The sequence below is a fragment of the Xanthomonas sp. NCPPB 3218 genome (genome assembly GCF_056725185.1).
Genome location: NZ_CM161516.1, coordinates 58,520 through 74,118, shown reverse-complemented (window position 1 = coordinate 74,118; position 15,599 = coordinate 58,520). Strand labels below are relative to the sequence as shown.

Genomic DNA, 15,599 nt, shown 5'->3' with positions numbered 1-15,599 from the left:
TGGTACCTGCTTTTTTTCCTGCGGTGTCATCCGCTGTGATTGCACGCACTAAATGCATGACTAGAGACGCCCACCGTTGTGCCAACGCTCCTACTCATTTACTGCAGCGCTCGCTTATTTCTTTTTGCCCTTCTTGTCCGGCGTTTGACTCAAAGCGGACGCGGCCGCTGTTTTTGAGTCCCTGCCGGTGCTGCCGCTACGCAAGACCTTGCTTGCGGCTTTGGCCGCTTTGGGGCCGGTTTTCTCGTTGGTCGCCATGCATGTGACCTCCTCGCCACCCCAGTGGTGGCGAGGCGAAACTAGGCCGATTATGTTTGCCGCACAAGTCTGGTTGCAGCGCGCGAGACGGCAGATACTGCAAGACCGCCGGTGTGTTATCCGGGCCAATTCTCTAGCGATATGCTCGGTGCTGTGCACCTGATGTTTTAAGGCCCGCGTGCCACAGCAGTGCGCCAAGCGTTTATTGCGACGACGTGTCGGGCAACGGCTGCCGCGCCTGGCCCCAGCTGAGCATTGCATCCAGCGCAGGGCACAGCGCCTGGCCCCATGGCGTCAGGCGGTAATCCACCTGCGGCGGTACCTGCGCGTAGACGGTGCGCAGCACCAGGCCGTCGCGTTCTAGCTGGCGCAGCTGTTGGGCCAGCATCTTCTGTGAGATGGCGGGAATCAGCCGCTCCAGGTCCGAGTAGCGCTGCACCTTGCCGTCGAACAGGTGGAACAGCAGCAGCAGTTTCCAGCGGCCGTCGATGAGTTTGAGCAGGGCTTCGACATCGCACGCGGCGGTGTCCGGGGTGTGCGGCTTTCCCATGGGTGCGTGACTTACCTTTGCGTGCGTTCTTGCGGCAGGTGATGCCGCTGCTGATCATGGCATACCGTTTCTACCGGACCGCCGCCATGTCGCTTGCCCTGCCCGCCGCCATTGCCTGCTTTTTTACCGCCAGCAACGCCGGCGATGCCACGGAGCTGCTGCCGCACCTGGCCGACGATGCGGTGGTGCACGACGAGCACCGCCAGCACCGTGGCGCTGCCGCCATTGCGGCCTGGCTGGCACAGACGCAGACCACCACGCCGTATCGTGCGGTGCCGGTTGGCGTGCACACCCAAGGCGAGCAAGTGAGTGTTACCGCGCAAGTGTCTGGCGATTTCCCGCAGAGCCCGCTGCAGCTGGAGCATGTGTTCCAGCTGGTGGACGGCAAGATTGCGGCGTTGGAGATTCATTGACGCGGCATGCGGGCGTGTTGCGCCGGTAGCACGTGGCCGGATGCGGACCTTCCACAGCCGCATGACGCAACCGCACGCGCGGTTAGTGAGCGGTTGCTTGGTACCTCGACGCGCGTTGCGCCTCTGAGCAAATGTAGGGCGGCGCCTAGTCGCCTTCTGCCTGAAGTCGAAACACCCTGCCGCCCTGTTCCGTCTCTTCGCCAAAGGTGACTGTGATCGTCGCGCCTGCGTTGATGGCCTCATGACGAAAGGACAGCTCGGCGTGATGCAGTCTCAGGCTGCTATCGAATGTGGTGCCGCTCGATAGGCAGGCCACCGAGTCCATTACCGTGGCGTCTGCAAGCTCTGTTTGCCCATGCTGCATCAGGTAGGCACAAACCGCCTGCGCGGCCGGGTCGCCACCGTGCTCACACCGTTTGGCGGAAAGCGCCTGCTCTTGCGCATGCTTGAAGTTGGTTCCCCACGAGGTGTGGAACGCAAAACTACGCACCTGGCCCGGCTGTACTGCACCGACAAAGGCGCGCAAGACCCCGCATAACTCAGCGGCAGGGGCTGCGTGGGCGGTTGCCACCGCCGCCAGCAGGATCGCGGGGGCAGCGGCATAGACGAATAAAGCGCGCACGTGTCATCCGCTGAAGAGGGCGTGCGCATTATTGAGTCGCTGCACTTGCGCCGCAACGTGGACGCACACTGCAGCGCTCGGTGTCGCGCTTGAAGGGTGTGGGCGTGGCCGTTCGCCTGCTACTGCCTTGGAAACACTCAGCCGTTGAGCGTGCGGCCGCCGTCGACGATGAGTTCCGAGCCCACCGTCCAGCGGGATTCGTCCGAGGCCAGGTACAGCACGGCCTTGGCCACTTCGTCCGGGGTGCCGAAGCGGCCGAACGGGATGGTGGCGGCGATGTCCTGGTTGACCTGGTCGCGGTACGCGGCGGGGATGCCGAGCTTGTCGTACAGCGGGGTTTCCACCGGGCCGGGGCTGACCGCGTTGAGGCGGATGCCGCGCGCCAGCAGTTCGCTGGACAGGGTCTTGGCCATGCTCAGGAACGCCGCCTTGGTGGCCGCATACACCGATGAGCGGGCCGCGCCCACATGCGCATTGATGGAGGTGTTGAGCACCACCGCGGCGGGGTTGGCGAACACCGGCAGCAGCGCCTGCATGAGGAAGTACGGGCCTTTGACGTTGATGGCGAAGGAGGCGTCGAAGGCCTGCTCGGTCCAGTCTTCGATCGGCGCCCACACCGACACGCCGGCATTGAGGAAGGCGATGTCGAGCTGGCCGTAATGCGCCTGCACCGCCTGCGCCAGCTGCTGCTGCGCGGCAACGCTGGCCGAATCGGCACGCAGCACCAGCACCTCGGCACCCAGCGCGGCCTTGGCGCTGGCGATGGACTCGGGGTTGTTGCCGGTGACGATGACGCGGGCGCCTTCGGCCAGGAACTGGCGGGCGGTCTCCCGGCCAATACCGCTGGTGCCGCCGGTGATGAGGGTGCGTTTGCCTGCTAGACGGGACATGGGTGCTCCTGGGAGGTGGCAGGCCAGCCGCGCGTGGCCGGCCTTCGATGGGGTGCAGCTTGGGCCCATGCCGAATGTGGCGGAAGACCACGCCGGCACATACCATTCATGCGGTATGCGCATGAATGAGGGTGAGCGATGGACCGGTTTCTGCTGATGACCTGCTTTGCGCGTGCGGTGGAAACCGGCAGCTTTTCAGCGGCCGGGCGTGACCTGGGCCTGGGGCAGCCCAATGTCAGCCGCCACGTGGCAGCGCTGGAAGAGCACCTGCACACCCGGTTGCTCAACCGCTCCACCCGCAAGCTGGTGCTGACGCCGGAGGGCGAGCGCTACTACGCGGAGGTGCGCCGCATCCTGGATGCGGTGGGCGAGTCGGAGATGGCGCTGCACGACAACGTGCAGCCGTCCGGCTTGCTGCGGGTGGCCTGCCCCACGGCGTTGTCGCACCACTATGTGATGCCGCTGGTGCCGGAGTTTTTGCGGCGCTTTCCGGGCCTGGAGCTGGATCTGCAGATCAACGACCGCTTCGTCAATCTGCTCGACGAGGGCGCGGAGCTTGCCATCCGCATCGGCCACCTGGAAAACAGCGCGCTGCGCGCACGGCGGATCGGCACGTTCAAGCGCGTGTGCGTGGCAAGCAATGCCTATCTTGCCGAGCGCGGCGTGCCCCGCGTGCCCGAGGACCTGCGCCAGCACGATTGCGTGCTGTACACCCTGCTGGCCTCCGGGGCGACGTGGCGTTTCAAGGATGTGGAAGTGCCGGTGTCCGGCCGGATCCGGGTCAATTCACCGGAGGCCGCGCGCGAGTCGGTGAGCGCGGGCCTGGGCATCGGGCAGGGGCCGGAGTGGTTGTTCGAGCAGGGGCTCAAAGCCGGGCAGCTGCAGATCGTGCTGGGCGCATTCTCCGCACCTGCGGTGCCCATGCACGTCCTGTATGCGGCCAACCGGCTGGTGCCGAAGCGGGCGATCGTGTTTATGGATTTTATTGCCCAGGCGTTTGCCAAGATTCCGCAACTGAATGTGGGAGGCTGATCGCCCGGCGTTATTCCAGCGGCCGTGGCGACGGGCGCTGGTACTTGGAAAACGTCTTGTGCAGTGACGCGGCGCGCTCGTCGGCCACGACGTTTTCAACACTGCTCAGGCCACGCGATGCGATGACGGCCGAGGCTTTTGCATCGCCCAGCAGATAAGCCAGGCGCAGGTAGGCCAGGCTGTCGACCAGGTTCTTGTTTGCGGTGTCGCTGACGTACACGTCCGACAGCCCGTAGTACGCATACAGGTTCCCCGCCACCGCGGCCCGCCGCAGGATGCCGATGCCCTGATAAAAACGGCCCGCCAGTGCGTTCTTTTTGCCGTAGATCACCGTTGCGGCCTGGTTGCCTGCCTGCGACTCGGCCTTGAGCTGGTCCAGCGTCAGGGTTTCCAAGCGGGCCAGTTCGTGTTCCGTCGGGTAGCCGTGGCGCAGCAGCCACTGCGCCTCTGCATCGGAGTTGGCGATCAACGGCCCACCGGCCGGGCAGGCATTGGGGCCCTGCGGGCAGAGATAGCGCCTTGCCTGCTGGCTGACCGAAGGCGGCCTGCTATTGGCCGCCTGGGCGGGCGGCAGTGCGGCGGCGTTGCCATCTGCGGTGGCGGGGCTGGCTGCTGCCTGCGCCGATGTGGGCGCCTTATCGGTTTGCGCGGCTTGGTCTGTTTTGCCGCAGGCGGCAAGCGCAAGGCACAGCGCTGCCAGGGGCGTGAGTTTGGTGACGTGCATGGGCCATCCGTTGCGGGCTGCAGTGCCGGTGCGTGATGTTGCGCGATACCGGCCTGCGATGCGACTGCCTCCCCTTGCCGGCCGCGCCGGCATTTGCTCCCACGCACTGCCGCCCAGGTGGCGGCGCATGCGTGCGCCATTGCGCGCCTGCCCCGCAGCCCGGGCGGGCGCACCCGGCGCGGCGTTGTGCCGGTTGCTGGTGCCGCACGCGCCAGGCGGCCGGTCGCAGGCCCTGGCCTGCGCAGGTTTGCGCGGCGCACAAAAGCGGGCGCTAGCGCGGGCCCGGGCGCCGGCCTTTATGCCCAAAGCGACGCGATCTTTGCGCAATCGGGTCGCTTGAGACGATTCGCAACCCTTGTCTGCGTCTTTCCGTATACCGTGACACACATCACACTCAAATGTGATGCAAGTCTCACTTCACTACGGACGAGGGATCTGGCGATGGCCGACAACGGGATGGGGCTGCAGGCGCAGCCGCTGGGCGCGCACGGCGGGGCAGGTCAGCCGTGGGCTGCGCTACTGCCGGCGTTGACGACGTCTCCGGGCGACGGCCGCGCCACGCCCACGGGCACCGACGTGGCCGGCCTCAAGCGCCTGCTGCGCAAGGGCGCGCGCGGCCTGCTGCGCACCCTGCCCTGGCGGCACCAGGACCGGCTGTACTACCTGCACACCTTCGGCCGGCTGCCGGATCTGTACGCGCCCAAGTGCTTCAACGAGAAGATCCTCTACCGCAAGTGCGTGCACGGCGATTACCCGCTGTACCGGCGGCTGGCGGACAAGTTTGCGGTGCGCCCGTATGTGGCGGCCAGGATCGGCGAGGCGCACCTGATCCCGCTGCTGCTGGACAGCACTGACCCGCAAGAGCTGCTGCGCCTGCCGCAGTGGCGGCAGACCGTGATCAAGGCCAACCATGGCGCGGCGATGGTGGAGGTGGTGCGCGATGAGCCGGACGCGCAGCAGAAGCGCCGCATCATCGAGCGCTGCGGCCAATGGCTGCGCACCGACTTCTCCGACAAGGTGCGCGAGATCCATTACCGCGATATTCCGCCGCGCATTCTGGTGGAGCAGTACATCGGCGATGCGCAGCAGGTGCCGGTGGACTACAAGTTCCACATGTTCCGGCAGGTGGACGGCAGTTTTCAGTACGTGCTGCAGGTGATCTACGGGCGCTTCGACACGCCGAAGTTGGGCATGACCTTCTATGTGGGCAACCTGCACGAGGCCTTTCACCGCATCCGCGACGACGGGCGCGCACCGCCCTGCGCGCCGGCGCTGCTGGAACAGGCGCTGGAGCTGAGCAAGGTGCTGGCAAGCGACTTCGATTACGTGCGGGTGGACTGGTATATCCAGCACGGGCAGGTCTATTTCGGCGAGCTGACCTTTACCCCGGGTGCGGGGCTGGTCACCGGCCTGGACCGCGGGCTGGACCGGATGATGGGCGACATGTGGGTGCAGCGGCGTGCGCCGGTGGCCGCGGCGTTTCCCACGCAGGGTTTGGGCGCCAGCGCGCGGGTGCCGGTGCGGTGAGGGCGCTCGCCCGCCCGTTCGGAAGGCGGGCAACTGACAGCGTGGCCTGAGCGCAGCATGCCTTTGCCTGGCATTGCTTGCTGCATGCGCGGCGCGCGCTCGCCACCGCAACGCGCTGCTGCGATGACGATCCACGCGTGCCGCCTGCAGCGCGGCGTTTATCCGCGCGCCTTCAAATGCAGCATGGGGTAATGCGCATACTGCCCGACCCCGTGTTTGATGATCGGGTCCTGTGCGGTGATGGCGGCAATGTCCTGGTCGTCGGCAATCTGATACAGCGACAGACCAAAGCCGCCGGTTTCATCGATGACCGGGCCATGCGCCAGCAGGATTCCCTCGGCCAGGCGCTGGTCGAGAAACGCGGCATGCTGCTGCATCAGGGCTTTTTCCTGATCCGACATGGTGGCCAGAAAGTCCGCGCGCGGCGGGATGAATTTGCAGAAATACGCTTTCATTCTCGTGTACTCGTGGCAAAGGGGATGCGTCACGGCTTTAGCAAAGCCGTTGATCGGGTGATAACACGGGGTTTTGCGCGGTTTACTTGATTGAATCAGCAGCTGGATCGGCGCTGCATGTAACGCACAGCACTCAGGCTGTTTTGATGCTTTTGAAAATCGCGCCTTCAAACATCTTTGGCAGGTAACTCTGCAGGAACAGGATCATGCCGGTCATCTTTCCGACCGGGTTGCTGAACTTGGGGTCCTTGGCCTGGATCAGCTTCTGGATGGTGTCCACCACGGCATCCGGTGCTTCTGCGGTGTCGATTCCCTTCTGGGTCGCCGCGTTGGCCTGCGTGCGGTAAGCGTTGTAGTCGGCAATGGTGTTGCCGGCGGCAGGCACTGCGTTGTGGCCCAGATTGGTCTTGAACCAGACCGGCTCCACCATGTTGACCTTGATATTGAACTGGGCAAGTTCGAACCGCAGCGATTTGAAATACCCCTGCACCGCGTGCTTGGAGGCCGCGTAATACGACAGGTTCGGCGGCCCGATCAGCGCCACGATGGAGCTGACGGTGATGATCTGCCCGCTCCGTTGCTTGCGGAAATACGGCAGCAGCGCATTGGTGGTTTTGACCGTGCCCCAGAAGTTGGTTTCGAACTGCTGGCGGCCCACGTTGATGGCGGTTTCTTCGGCGATACCGGTGACCATGTAGCCGGCGTTGTTGACCAGCACATCCAGGCGGTCGACCGATTGAAACAGCGTTGTGGCAAACGACTGGATCGAGGCGTCATCGTCGATATCCAGGCGCAGCAGCTTGAACGGCAGCGTGGCCTGGTGCTTTTCCGGCTCGCGGCTGGTGCCGATGACGTTGAAGCCTTGCTTGTGCAGGTTGGTGGCCAGCAACAGGCCAAACCCTGAGGATGCGCCGGTGATCAGCACTGTCTTTTTCATCGTGGTGTCTCTGAAGGAATGCGGTTTAGGGAAGGTGGAGAAACATCGCCAGCCATCGGCGTGCAGCTGCGCGGTGCCTGACGCTGACCTGCATTGCGGTGTGCGTTGATGCGGACTGCCGCCGCGGTTGCCGCCGCGGCCTGGGCGCCCGTCACCTGCCTGGAACGCGCGGTTGGACTGCCCATGCGCCGCATGCTAGTATCGATTTGATAGTAAGTCAATACGGAAATGATATGAACTCAAAAAATGCATCGGACAGCCTGTGCCCGATCGCGCGCAGCCTGACTTTCCTGGGCGATGCGTGGACGATGCTGATCCTGCGTGACGCCAATTCCGGGCTGACCCGCTTCGATCAGTTCCGGCAGAGCCTGGGGATTGCCCCGACCATGCTGACCAAGCGGCTGGCGACGCTGACCGAGGAGCGGCTGCTGGAAAAGCGCCTGTATTCCACCCGCCCGCCGCGCGAGGAGTACGTGCTGACCCAGGCAGGGCGCGATTACCTGCCGGTGCTGTTCATGATCGGCGCGTGGGGCCGCAAGCACCGTGGCGAGGGCAAGTTGCTGCGTTTTCTGGATGCGGAAACCGGCACCGAGCTGCAGCCGGTTGCCATCGATGCAGTCACCGGTGCAGAGATCGGCACACGCGAGATCCGCATGGTGATGCCGGAGTAAGCGCGGCGGCGTGGTGGATGGTTCTCAGCATGCGTTGACGCCTGGCGCGCTACCCTCGCGCGCCCTGGCTGCCTCGACCTGGGCGACTGCGTGACGCATTGGCGTCATGTTGGGCGCCGATGTCGAGGGCAGCCGCGCCGCTCTTCCATTCCCTACAAGGACGTCACCGTTGTCGCACGTTTCCCTACGCCGCTTCCTGCCGCTCGCCTGTCTGGGCCTGCTGTCTGCCTGCAATGGCGGCACGGCCACCCCCAGCGCGCCGCGCCCGGAGTCCGAGCACTTCACCCTTGCCGAGCTGCAGCAGCTTGGCTGCACCGTCACCGCCACGCCCAAACGCGATGTCCGCAAGATCCCGTTGCTGGGCGAGGTCGATGGCTATGGCGTGACCAGCACCAACGCCTGCGCGACCCACATGATCAGCCTGCTGCAGCCGATGAGCTACGAGGACGCGGTGTGGGAGGGCGCACGCAGCGCCGCCGGCACCTTTGCCAGGGAGCACGGGCTGGAGCGCGAGAGTTATGAAGGCCGGCTCGGCGAGTACAGCGAGATCGAGGTGTTCAGCCGCGGCGGCAAGCCGGTGGGCTTTGAATACAACGTGCAGGCAAAGGGCACGCTGCATTCGGTGGTCGTGCTCTCCGACAGCATCGCGCCGGATGCGGCCTTCGAGGCGGTGATGAAGACCAAGCTGTGAGGGTGTGAGCCGCTTCTTGATTGCGCGGGTGGCGCTGTACGCCGTGCCTGCGCGCGGTGTGGGCGCATGCGCCGCAACGCGTGTGCAATGCGATGCAGTTGGAAGATGGACGCGCCTGTCAGCGCGAAAGACGATTCTTCCGAAGTAACCGCTCCGAGCGCATCACGTGAACCACGACAACGCGTTGCCCGTCCACACGGTAGAACACGCGGCAAGGTGGCTCGACGATTTGACGGTAGCGGGAGCGCTTGAGCTCCTGCGGCCGGCTTCCACTCTCCGGGTGTTCGGCCAATTGCTCGACATGCGCAAACACCCGTCTCACCAGTGCCGCTGCGGCGGCAGCGTCCTCAAGCGCAATGTAGTCGGCAATCGCGTCCAGGTCGGCCACTGCCGGCTCAGACCAGACTATTTCAGCCATCGCGCCAGGCGTTGTTTGGCTTGCTCGTGGCTCAGGCTGCGGCCTTCGGCTACCGCCATTTCACCACGGGCAATTCCTTCGAGGATCGCCATCCGCTGTTGCATGCGTTCATAGCTGGCGACGTCCACCAGGTATGCGCTGGGCAGGCCATGCTGGGTGATCAGGATCGGCTCCTTGTCGCGCTCGACATCTGCGAGGAGCTCGGTGGCCTGCCGCTTGAGCGTGGTGACAAGTTCTGTGCGCATGCAGTGACACTAAAGTATCACTGCGGGTGGGGCAAGTCGGCTGTGCCGGGCGAGGCTACATCCCACCCAAGGGCTGCAGGCACAACCAGATTGCGCACCAGTGCGAGAGCGCGCCGCCCAGCACGTGGGCGTGCCAGATGGCGCGGTTGTAGACCAGCGACTTGCGCACGTAGAAGGTGACACCCACGGTGTAGAACGCGCCGCCGGCGGCGATCAGCCACAGCACGGTGCTGTCCAGGCCGGCGAGCAGCGGCTTGATCACCACGATGCCGGCCCAGCCCAGCAACAGGTAGATCACCACCCAGAAGCCCTTGGCGATGCCGGGCAGGAACAGCTTGGCGAACACGCCGAACAAGGCCACGCCCCACACGCCCAGGATCATCGCCCAGCGCCAGGTGCCGTCGAGGGCGACCAGCAGGAACGGGGTGTAGGAGCCGGCAATCATCACGAAGATGCCGGCGTGGTCGAACTTGCGCAGCATCGGCTGGCGTTGCGGCGGGGCGAAGTTGTAGGCCGCCGAGCAGCCGAACATCACCAGCAGCCCCAGCGCGTAGACGCAGGTGGCCAGCAGCATGGTCTGGTTGGCATGCGCGCGCCAGACCATCCAGGCGCCGCCGACGATGGCCAGGAACAGGCCGGCGGCATGCACGATCACATCGGCACGGCGGGCGCAACGGGTCTTGTAGTGCGGCGCGGTGAGGCTGGGGGAAACGGGCACGGCGGTTCTTCGAGATGGGGGAGCCACAGCGTGCAAGGCAACGGTGACGCGGTGGGGGCAACAGAATACCCGGCTTGCTGAATCCGCTCAGTGACACAGGCTCGCCGGTTCGGCGCTGGTCTCATACCCTGAGACACCTCCCCTGTCTCATGCCCCTCTTTGGGAGCCGCCGTATGCCTCCGTTTGCCCTCGCTCCCCGCACCGAAACCGCCGAACGCGCGCTGGCCACTACCGATGGCCGGCCCAGCCGCGATGGCGCACTGCTCACCGAACGCCTGGAACGGCGCTACCACGACCGCATCACCGGCAGCTTCACCCTGCCCGGGCGCGACGGCCGTTATGCGCCGATTCCCGCCGACGTGCCGGCCGCGCTGGCCGACGCCTTGCGCGCGCGTGGCATCAGCCAGCTCTACAGCCACCAGGCCGACGCCTGGGCGGCCACCCAACGCGGCGAACATGTGGCGATTGTGACGCCCACCGCGTCGGGCAAGTCGCTGTGCTACACGCTGCCGGTGGTGAGCGCGGCGATGCGCTCCGGGGCCAAGGCGCTGTACCTGTTCCCGACCAAGGCGCTGGCGCAGGACCAGGTGGCCGAACTGCTGGAATTGAACCGCGCCGGCGAGCTGGGGGTGAAGGCCTTCACCTTCGATGGCGATACGCCCGGCGATGCACGCCAGGCGATCCGCCTGCATGGCGACATCGTGGTAAGCAACCCGGACATGCTGCATCAGGCGATCCTGCCGCATCACACCAAGTGGGCGCAGTTCTTCGAGAACCTGCGCTATGTGGTGATCGACGAGATCCATACCTACCGCGGCGTATTCGGCAGCCACGTCACCAACGTGCTGCGCCGGCTCAAGCGCATCTGCGCGTTCTATGGCGCCAACCCGCAGTTCATCCTGTGCTCGGCCACCATCGGCAACCCGCATGCGCACGCGCAGGCCCTGATCGAAGAACAGGTGCATGCGATCACCGAGTCCGGCGCGCCCACCGGCGACAAGCACGTGCTGCTGTGGAACCCGCCGGTGGTCAACGCCGATCTGGGGCTGCGCGCATCGGCACGCTCGCAGAGCAACCGCATTGCGCGCATCGCGATCAAGAGCGGCCTGAAGACGCTGGTGTTCGCGCAGACGCGCCTGATGGTGGAGGTGCTGACCAAGTACCTGAAGGACATCTTCGACCACGACCCACGCAAGCCGCCACGCATCCGTGCGTACCGCGGCGGCTACCTGCCCACCGAGCGGCGCGAGGTGGAGCGCGCGATGCGCGCCGGCAATATCGACGGCATCGTGTCCACCTCGGCATTGGAGCTGGGCGTGGATATCGGCGCGCTGGATGTGGTGATCCTCAACGGCTACCCCGGCAGCGTGGCGGCGACCTGGCAGCGCTTCGGCCGCGCCGGGCGCCGCCAGCAACCGGCGCTGGGCGTGCTGGTGGCCAGTTCGCAGCCGCTGGACCAGTACGTGGTGCGGCACCCGGATTTCTTTGCCGATGCCTCGCCCGAACATGCGCGCATTGCGCCGGACCAGCCGCTGATCCTGTTCGATCACATCCGCTGCGCGGCGTTCGAGCTGCCGTTCATTGCCAGCGAGCCGTTCGGGCCGATCGACCCGCTGGTGTTCCTGGAAGCGCTGGCCGAGAGCGACGTGATCCATCAGGAAGGCGACCGCTGGGAGTGGATCGCCGACAGCTACCCGGCCAATGCGGTGAGCCTGCGCTCGGTGGCCGACGGCAACTTCGTGGTGGTGGACAAGAGCGACGGCAAGCAGCAGATCATTGCCGAGGTGGATTATTCGGCCGCCGCGCTGACCTTGTACGAAGGCGCCATCCACATGGTGCAGAGCACGCCGTACCAGGTGGAGCGGCTGGACTGGGAAGGCCGCAAGGCCTATGTCACGCGCACGCATGTGGACTACTACACCGACAGCATCGACTACACCAAGCTGAAGGTGCTGGACCGCTTCGACGGCGGCGTGGCCGGGCGCGGCGACTCGCATCACGGCGAGGTGCATGTGGTGCGGCGCGTGTCCGGCTACAAGAAGATCCGCTATTACACGCACGAGAACATCGGCTACGGGCCGGTCAATCTGCCCGACCAGGAACTGCACACCACTGCGGTGTGGTGGCAACTGCCGCAGGCCACGCTGGGCAAGGCGTTCGCGTCCAAGCAGGATGCGCTGGATGGTTTTCTGGGTGCGGCCTATGCGCTGCACGTGGTGGCTACGGTGGCGGTGATGGCCGATGCGCGCGACCTGCAAAAAGCGGTGGGCAATGGCGACGGCGCGTGGTTTGGGGTGGCCGACCAGACCGGGCGCGGACAGCTGCGCGGCGTGGACGAAGGCGAAGAAGGCGCGGTGGAATTGCAGCAGGCCTTCGTGCCCACGGTGTATCTGTACGACAACTTCCCCGGCGGGGTGGGCCTGAGCGAGCCGCTGTGGCTGCGCCAGGCCGAGCTGCTGCAGCGCGCCGACGAGCTGGTGCGGCGTTGCGACTGCAGCGCTGGCTGCCCGGCCTGCGTGGGCCCGGTGCTGGCCGCGCATGAGGAAGGCAAGGGCGAGTCGCCCAAGTCATTGGCCTTGACGGTGCTGGCACTGCTGTTCGATGCGGATGCGCCATTGCGGCATGCCACCCAGGTGGACGACGACCTGGCGCTGGACGTGCTTGCATGAGCGTGAGTGCGGACCGGTTGCGCTTGTTGCGGCGTCAGGCCGGACACGCCGATGTGCCTGCGCCGGCGGCGCTTGCAGATGGCGCTGCAGTGGATGGTGCGGATGTTTCCGCTGCGGGCGATGCGCAGGCCGATGCACACCCGCTGCGCGCGGCAGCGGTGGCGCGCACCTCGGGTGATGCAGTCAGTACGGATGCAGTGCCGGGCGATGCGCACACGCGTGCCGCAGGTGACATGCCTGCGGCGGCGCAGCCGATGCGTGCGCCGGCAGCGCCGGTGCCTGGCAGCGATCCTGGGGTGAGCGCAGAACGCTTGCGCCTGCTGCGCCGCCAGGTCGGCGGGCTTACACCCACGGCGCGCAAGGACGATGCGGTGATGCCCACGCGCGCGCAACGCCAGCCTGCGCCGGGTGCTGCTGCGTCTGCGTCACGCGCTTTGCCGCGCGAGGCGGCTGTGCGAAGCGCGCAGCCCGGCAGCGCAGAGGCTGCCGGTGCACCGCGTGCCCAGCCCAGCGCACCGGCCATGACGCGCCGCGCCCTGCAGGCACCGGTTGCTGCAGCGCCTGCGCGCGATAGCTCGGCGTTTGCCTGGGTGGACCACGATGTGCGCCACAAGCCGGCAGGTGCGGCGGCCGATGCGGCGGCGCGCGTGCCGGCTGTGCGCGCCACACCGGTTGCACCCACATCCAACCCGCCACCGCAGCGACGCACCGATATCGCCGGCCTGCGCAAGATGATCGGCCTGCGCGAGCGCGCGGTCTCGATGCACGCGCCGGTACGCGCGGCGTCCACCGACCGGCATCTGCCCGGCAACGAGATCGCGCCCGGCCTGCACCTGATCGAAGCCTTCCTGCCGCAGGCGATCCCGCGCCAGGCGCTGTCGCTGGCCTTCGCCAAGCGCGAGGACGCGGTGGATCCGATGGATCTATTGTTCTTCGATACCGAAACCACCGGCCTGGCCGGCGGCACCGGCACGCGCGCCTTCATGATCGGCGTGGCCGATTGGTACACCGACGCTACGCAGGGCAGCGGGCTGCGCGTGCGCCAGTTGATGATGTCCACGATGGCGGCCGAAAGCGCGATGCTGGATCTGTTCCGCAGCTGGCTGTCGCCGCAGACGGTGCTGTCCAGCTACAACGGCCGCTGCTACGACGCGCCGTTGTTGAAGACGCGCTACCGGCTGGCGCGCCGCGGCGACCCGATCTCTGCACTGGACCATGTGGACCTGCTGTTCCCCACCCGGCGCCGTTACCGCGGCACCTGGGAGAACTGCAAGCTGGCCACCATCGAACGGCAGCTGCTGCGCGTGGTGCGCGAAGACGACCTGCCCGGCTCCGAAGCCCCGGCCGCCTGGCTGAGCTACCTGCGCGGCGGCAGCGCGCGCAACCTGCGCCGCGTGGCCGAGCACAATCACCAGGACGTGGTGACCTTATCGCTGCTGATGCAGCGCCTGGTGGCAGTGGAAGCGCAGGACCGTGACGTGATTCCGATGCTGGAGACGCCCTGACAACAGGCCGTCATCGGCCGTGGCGCCAGCGCACTCACACAGGCACTTCCAACAGCTCGGTCACCATCTGCCACGCCGCGAACTCCTGCTCGAATTCGGCCAGGGTCAACAAGCCCATGCAGGCATGCGCGCCGATCGGTAATGCCTGCCCTGCGGCAAGCTTGCGCACCAGCAGGATGGCGGCGAAGCAGGGAATCTCCGGGCCGTGCAGCATTGCAGCGGTGAGGTCCCACTGCAGTCGCAGCGGCCGGGGATCGCCAGCCTGGGGATGGCTCATGCCACGCAGCTCCACGCGCATGCCACCGAGGTCGGTGCCGAAGCGGTCAAACCAGCGTGCCGCACGTGCAAACACCTCGGCCAGGCGCGCCATCGGCAATGGCACGCCGTGCTGACGCAGCCAGGCGACACCGGCCAGGCAGCGCTGCAGGAACGGCACCTCCAACGCGGCGCGAAACTGCACGCTCTGTACGCCTGGATAGCGCTGGGGCAGCAGATCGTGATCGGGCACATCGCATGGCGACGCAAGCCGCGGCGCGAGCTGGGCGAACTGCACGCGCGTGGGTCTGGCCCAGCCCACCACCGTTTGCCAGCGGCCCTCATGCAGCCATGTGAACGGCGTGCCGCAGTACGACAACACCGCACGCACGGTGGCCAGGCCAAGCGGTGTGCCTTGCGCGGGTGCGATGACCATGCGGATGTCATGCAAGGCGGAAAAACGCGGCAGCAAGGCATCGATGACCGCGCTCGACAGCGCGGGCAAGGTGCTGGCGCCGCTGATGGCCACACGCTGCGCTTGCCTTGCCGCTGCATCCACTGCCGCGGGGAAATCGCGGACGAACGCGCGGCCGTCGGCCAGGTCGATGTAGTGCATGCCGGCCTGCAGGCAGGTGTGCGCCACGGCGTAATCCTGGCCCTGGAACGGGCCTGCGGTGTGCACCACCGCATCGGCGGCAGTGGCCGCCAGTTGCGCGGCAAAATCGCTTGCGTCGATATCCAGGCGACAGCACGCGATGCGACCGGGTGCCACATCCGGCCACGTGGCCGCCACATCGCCGGGATGCCGTCCGGCCGCGATCACCTGCAGTTGCGCCGTCGCCGCCAGCGCCCGCACGATGCGCGCGCCGAAATGCCCGAAGCCCCCCAACACCACCACCCGGTACGTCATTGCCTGCTCGCCGTCTGCGCCTGTTGTGCAGTATCGGCGAGTCGCGGCGTCACCGAGTCACCAGCGCTGTGTGTCGCCCGCCGCGTGTGCCTGCACGGCGCGTGCGGCG

The 15,599-nt window shown here is 66.4% G+C and carries 18 protein-coding genes; 7 read left to right on the top strand and 11 right to left on the bottom strand.

Annotated elements, in window-relative coordinates:
- Positions 1-114 precede the first annotated feature (114 nt).
- Positions 115-258 (bottom strand): hypothetical protein, encoded by a 144-nt coding sequence (locus AC1PLS_RS00295; RefSeq protein WP_481104048.1) that lies wholly within the window; start codon positions 256-258, stop codon positions 115-117.
- 202 nt (positions 259-460) lie between these two features.
- Positions 461-808, bottom strand: coding sequence for a winged helix-turn-helix transcriptional regulator (locus AC1PLS_RS00290; RefSeq protein ID WP_481104047.1), 348 nt, complete (start codon positions 806-808; stop codon positions 461-463).
- A gap of 86 nt (positions 809-894) precedes the next feature.
- Here AC1PLS_RS00290 and AC1PLS_RS00285 point away from each other — a divergent pair, with 86 nt between their 5' ends.
- Entirely contained in the window at positions 895-1,221 is a 327-nt protein-coding gene (locus tag AC1PLS_RS00285; RefSeq protein WP_481104046.1) for a nuclear transport factor 2 family protein, read from the top strand.
- Between the two features lie 145 nt (positions 1,222-1,366).
- Here AC1PLS_RS00285 and AC1PLS_RS00280 read toward each other — a convergent pair whose 3' ends face one another.
- Entirely contained in the window at positions 1,367-1,843 is a 477-nt protein-coding gene (locus AC1PLS_RS00280) for a hypothetical protein (protein ID WP_481104045.1), read from the bottom strand.
- 137 nt (positions 1,844-1,980) lie between these two features.
- On the bottom strand, positions 1,981-2,733 hold the full coding sequence (locus AC1PLS_RS00275) for an SDR family oxidoreductase (RefSeq protein WP_481104044.1): 753 nt from the start codon (positions 2,731-2,733) through the stop codon (positions 1,981-1,983).
- 138 nt (positions 2,734-2,871) lie between these two features.
- Between AC1PLS_RS00275 and AC1PLS_RS00270 the strand changes: the two genes are divergently transcribed.
- Entirely contained in the window at positions 2,872-3,765 is an 894-nt protein-coding gene (locus AC1PLS_RS00270) for a LysR family transcriptional regulator (RefSeq protein ID WP_184432703.1), read from the top strand.
- A gap of 10 nt (positions 3,766-3,775) precedes the next feature.
- On the opposite strand, the gene AC1PLS_RS00265 is transcribed toward AC1PLS_RS00270, so the two are convergent.
- Entirely contained in the window at positions 3,776-4,489 is a 714-nt protein-coding gene (locus AC1PLS_RS00265) for a hypothetical protein (RefSeq protein ID WP_481104527.1), read from the bottom strand.
- 456 nt (positions 4,490-4,945) lie between these two features.
- Between AC1PLS_RS00265 and AC1PLS_RS00260 the strand changes: the two genes are divergently transcribed.
- Positions 4,946-6,016, top strand: coding sequence for an ATP-grasp fold amidoligase family protein (locus AC1PLS_RS00260; RefSeq protein WP_481104526.1), 1,071 nt, complete (start codon positions 4,946-4,948; stop codon positions 6,014-6,016).
- Between the two features lie 158 nt (positions 6,017-6,174).
- Here AC1PLS_RS00260 and AC1PLS_RS00255 read toward each other — a convergent pair whose 3' ends face one another.
- Together AC1PLS_RS00255 and AC1PLS_RS00250 are read right to left on the bottom strand one after the other, a co-directional pair.
- Complete coding sequence (locus AC1PLS_RS00255) at positions 6,175-6,642, bottom strand: YciI family protein (RefSeq protein WP_237474959.1); 468 nt, start codon at positions 6,640-6,642, stop codon at positions 6,175-6,177.
- Positions 6,605-7,408 carry an SDR family NAD(P)-dependent oxidoreductase gene (locus AC1PLS_RS00250; protein WP_481104043.1) on the bottom strand — a complete coding sequence of 268 codons (804 nt, stop codon included), beginning with the start codon at positions 7,406-7,408 and terminating at the stop codon, positions 6,605-6,607. Before AC1PLS_RS00250 ends, AC1PLS_RS00255 begins: the two co-directional genes overlap by 38 nt.
- A gap of 233 nt (positions 7,409-7,641) precedes the next feature.
- Here AC1PLS_RS00250 and AC1PLS_RS00245 point away from each other — a divergent pair, with 233 nt between their 5' ends.
- Both AC1PLS_RS00245 and AC1PLS_RS00240 read left to right on the top strand, forming a co-directional pair.
- The gene (locus AC1PLS_RS00245) at positions 7,642-8,079 is read left to right on the top strand and encodes a winged helix-turn-helix transcriptional regulator (RefSeq protein ID WP_104569376.1); all 438 of its coding nucleotides are present in this window, start codon (positions 7,642-7,644) and stop codon (positions 8,077-8,079) included.
- 169 nt (positions 8,080-8,248) lie between these two features.
- The gene (locus AC1PLS_RS00240; protein WP_024940060.1) at positions 8,249-8,770 is read left to right on the top strand and encodes a hypothetical protein; all 522 of its coding nucleotides are present in this window, start codon (positions 8,249-8,251) and stop codon (positions 8,768-8,770) included.
- Positions 8,771-8,888: 118 nt separating this feature from the next.
- Here the strand turns inward: AC1PLS_RS00240 and AC1PLS_RS00235 are convergent, their stop codons facing one another.
- Genes AC1PLS_RS00235 through trhA form a run of 3 tightly spaced genes read right to left on the bottom strand, consistent with a single transcriptional unit; the run spans position 8,889 to position 10,151 of the window.
- On the bottom strand, positions 8,889-9,188 hold the full coding sequence (locus AC1PLS_RS00235) for a type II toxin-antitoxin system RelE/ParE family toxin (protein ID WP_016902923.1): 300 nt from the start codon (positions 9,186-9,188) through the stop codon (positions 8,889-8,891).
- Entirely contained in the window at positions 9,176-9,433 is a 258-nt protein-coding gene (locus AC1PLS_RS00230; RefSeq protein WP_016902922.1) for a type II toxin-antitoxin system Phd/YefM family antitoxin, read from the bottom strand. The genes AC1PLS_RS00235 and AC1PLS_RS00230 overlap by 13 nt, the downstream gene beginning before the upstream one ends.
- A 55-nt stretch (positions 9,434-9,488) precedes the next feature.
- Complete coding sequence (gene trhA / locus AC1PLS_RS00225) at positions 9,489-10,151, bottom strand: PAQR family membrane homeostasis protein TrhA (protein ID WP_481104042.1); 663 nt, start codon at positions 10,149-10,151, stop codon at positions 9,489-9,491.
- Between the two features lie 173 nt (positions 10,152-10,324).
- On the opposite strand from trhA, the gene AC1PLS_RS00220 reads away from it, so the two are divergent.
- Together AC1PLS_RS00220 and AC1PLS_RS00215 are read left to right on the top strand one after the other, a co-directional pair.
- Positions 10,325-12,820, top strand: a complete 2,496-nt coding sequence (locus AC1PLS_RS00220; protein WP_481104041.1) for a DEAD/DEAH box helicase — start codon at positions 10,325-10,327, stop codon at positions 12,818-12,820.
- Positions 12,817-14,325: a ribonuclease H-like domain-containing protein gene (locus AC1PLS_RS00215; protein ID WP_481104040.1), complete on the top strand. Its 1,509-nt coding sequence runs from the start codon at positions 12,817-12,819 to the stop codon at positions 14,323-14,325. The genes AC1PLS_RS00220 and AC1PLS_RS00215 overlap by 4 nt, the downstream gene beginning before the upstream one ends.
- Before the next feature lie 34 nt (positions 14,326-14,359).
- On the opposite strand, the gene AC1PLS_RS00210 is transcribed toward AC1PLS_RS00215, so the two are convergent.
- Positions 14,360-15,490 (bottom strand): saccharopine dehydrogenase NADP-binding domain-containing protein, encoded by a 1,131-nt coding sequence (locus AC1PLS_RS00210; protein WP_481104039.1) that lies wholly within the window; start codon positions 15,488-15,490, stop codon positions 14,360-14,362.
- Between the last annotated feature and the right edge of the window lie 109 nt (positions 15,491-15,599).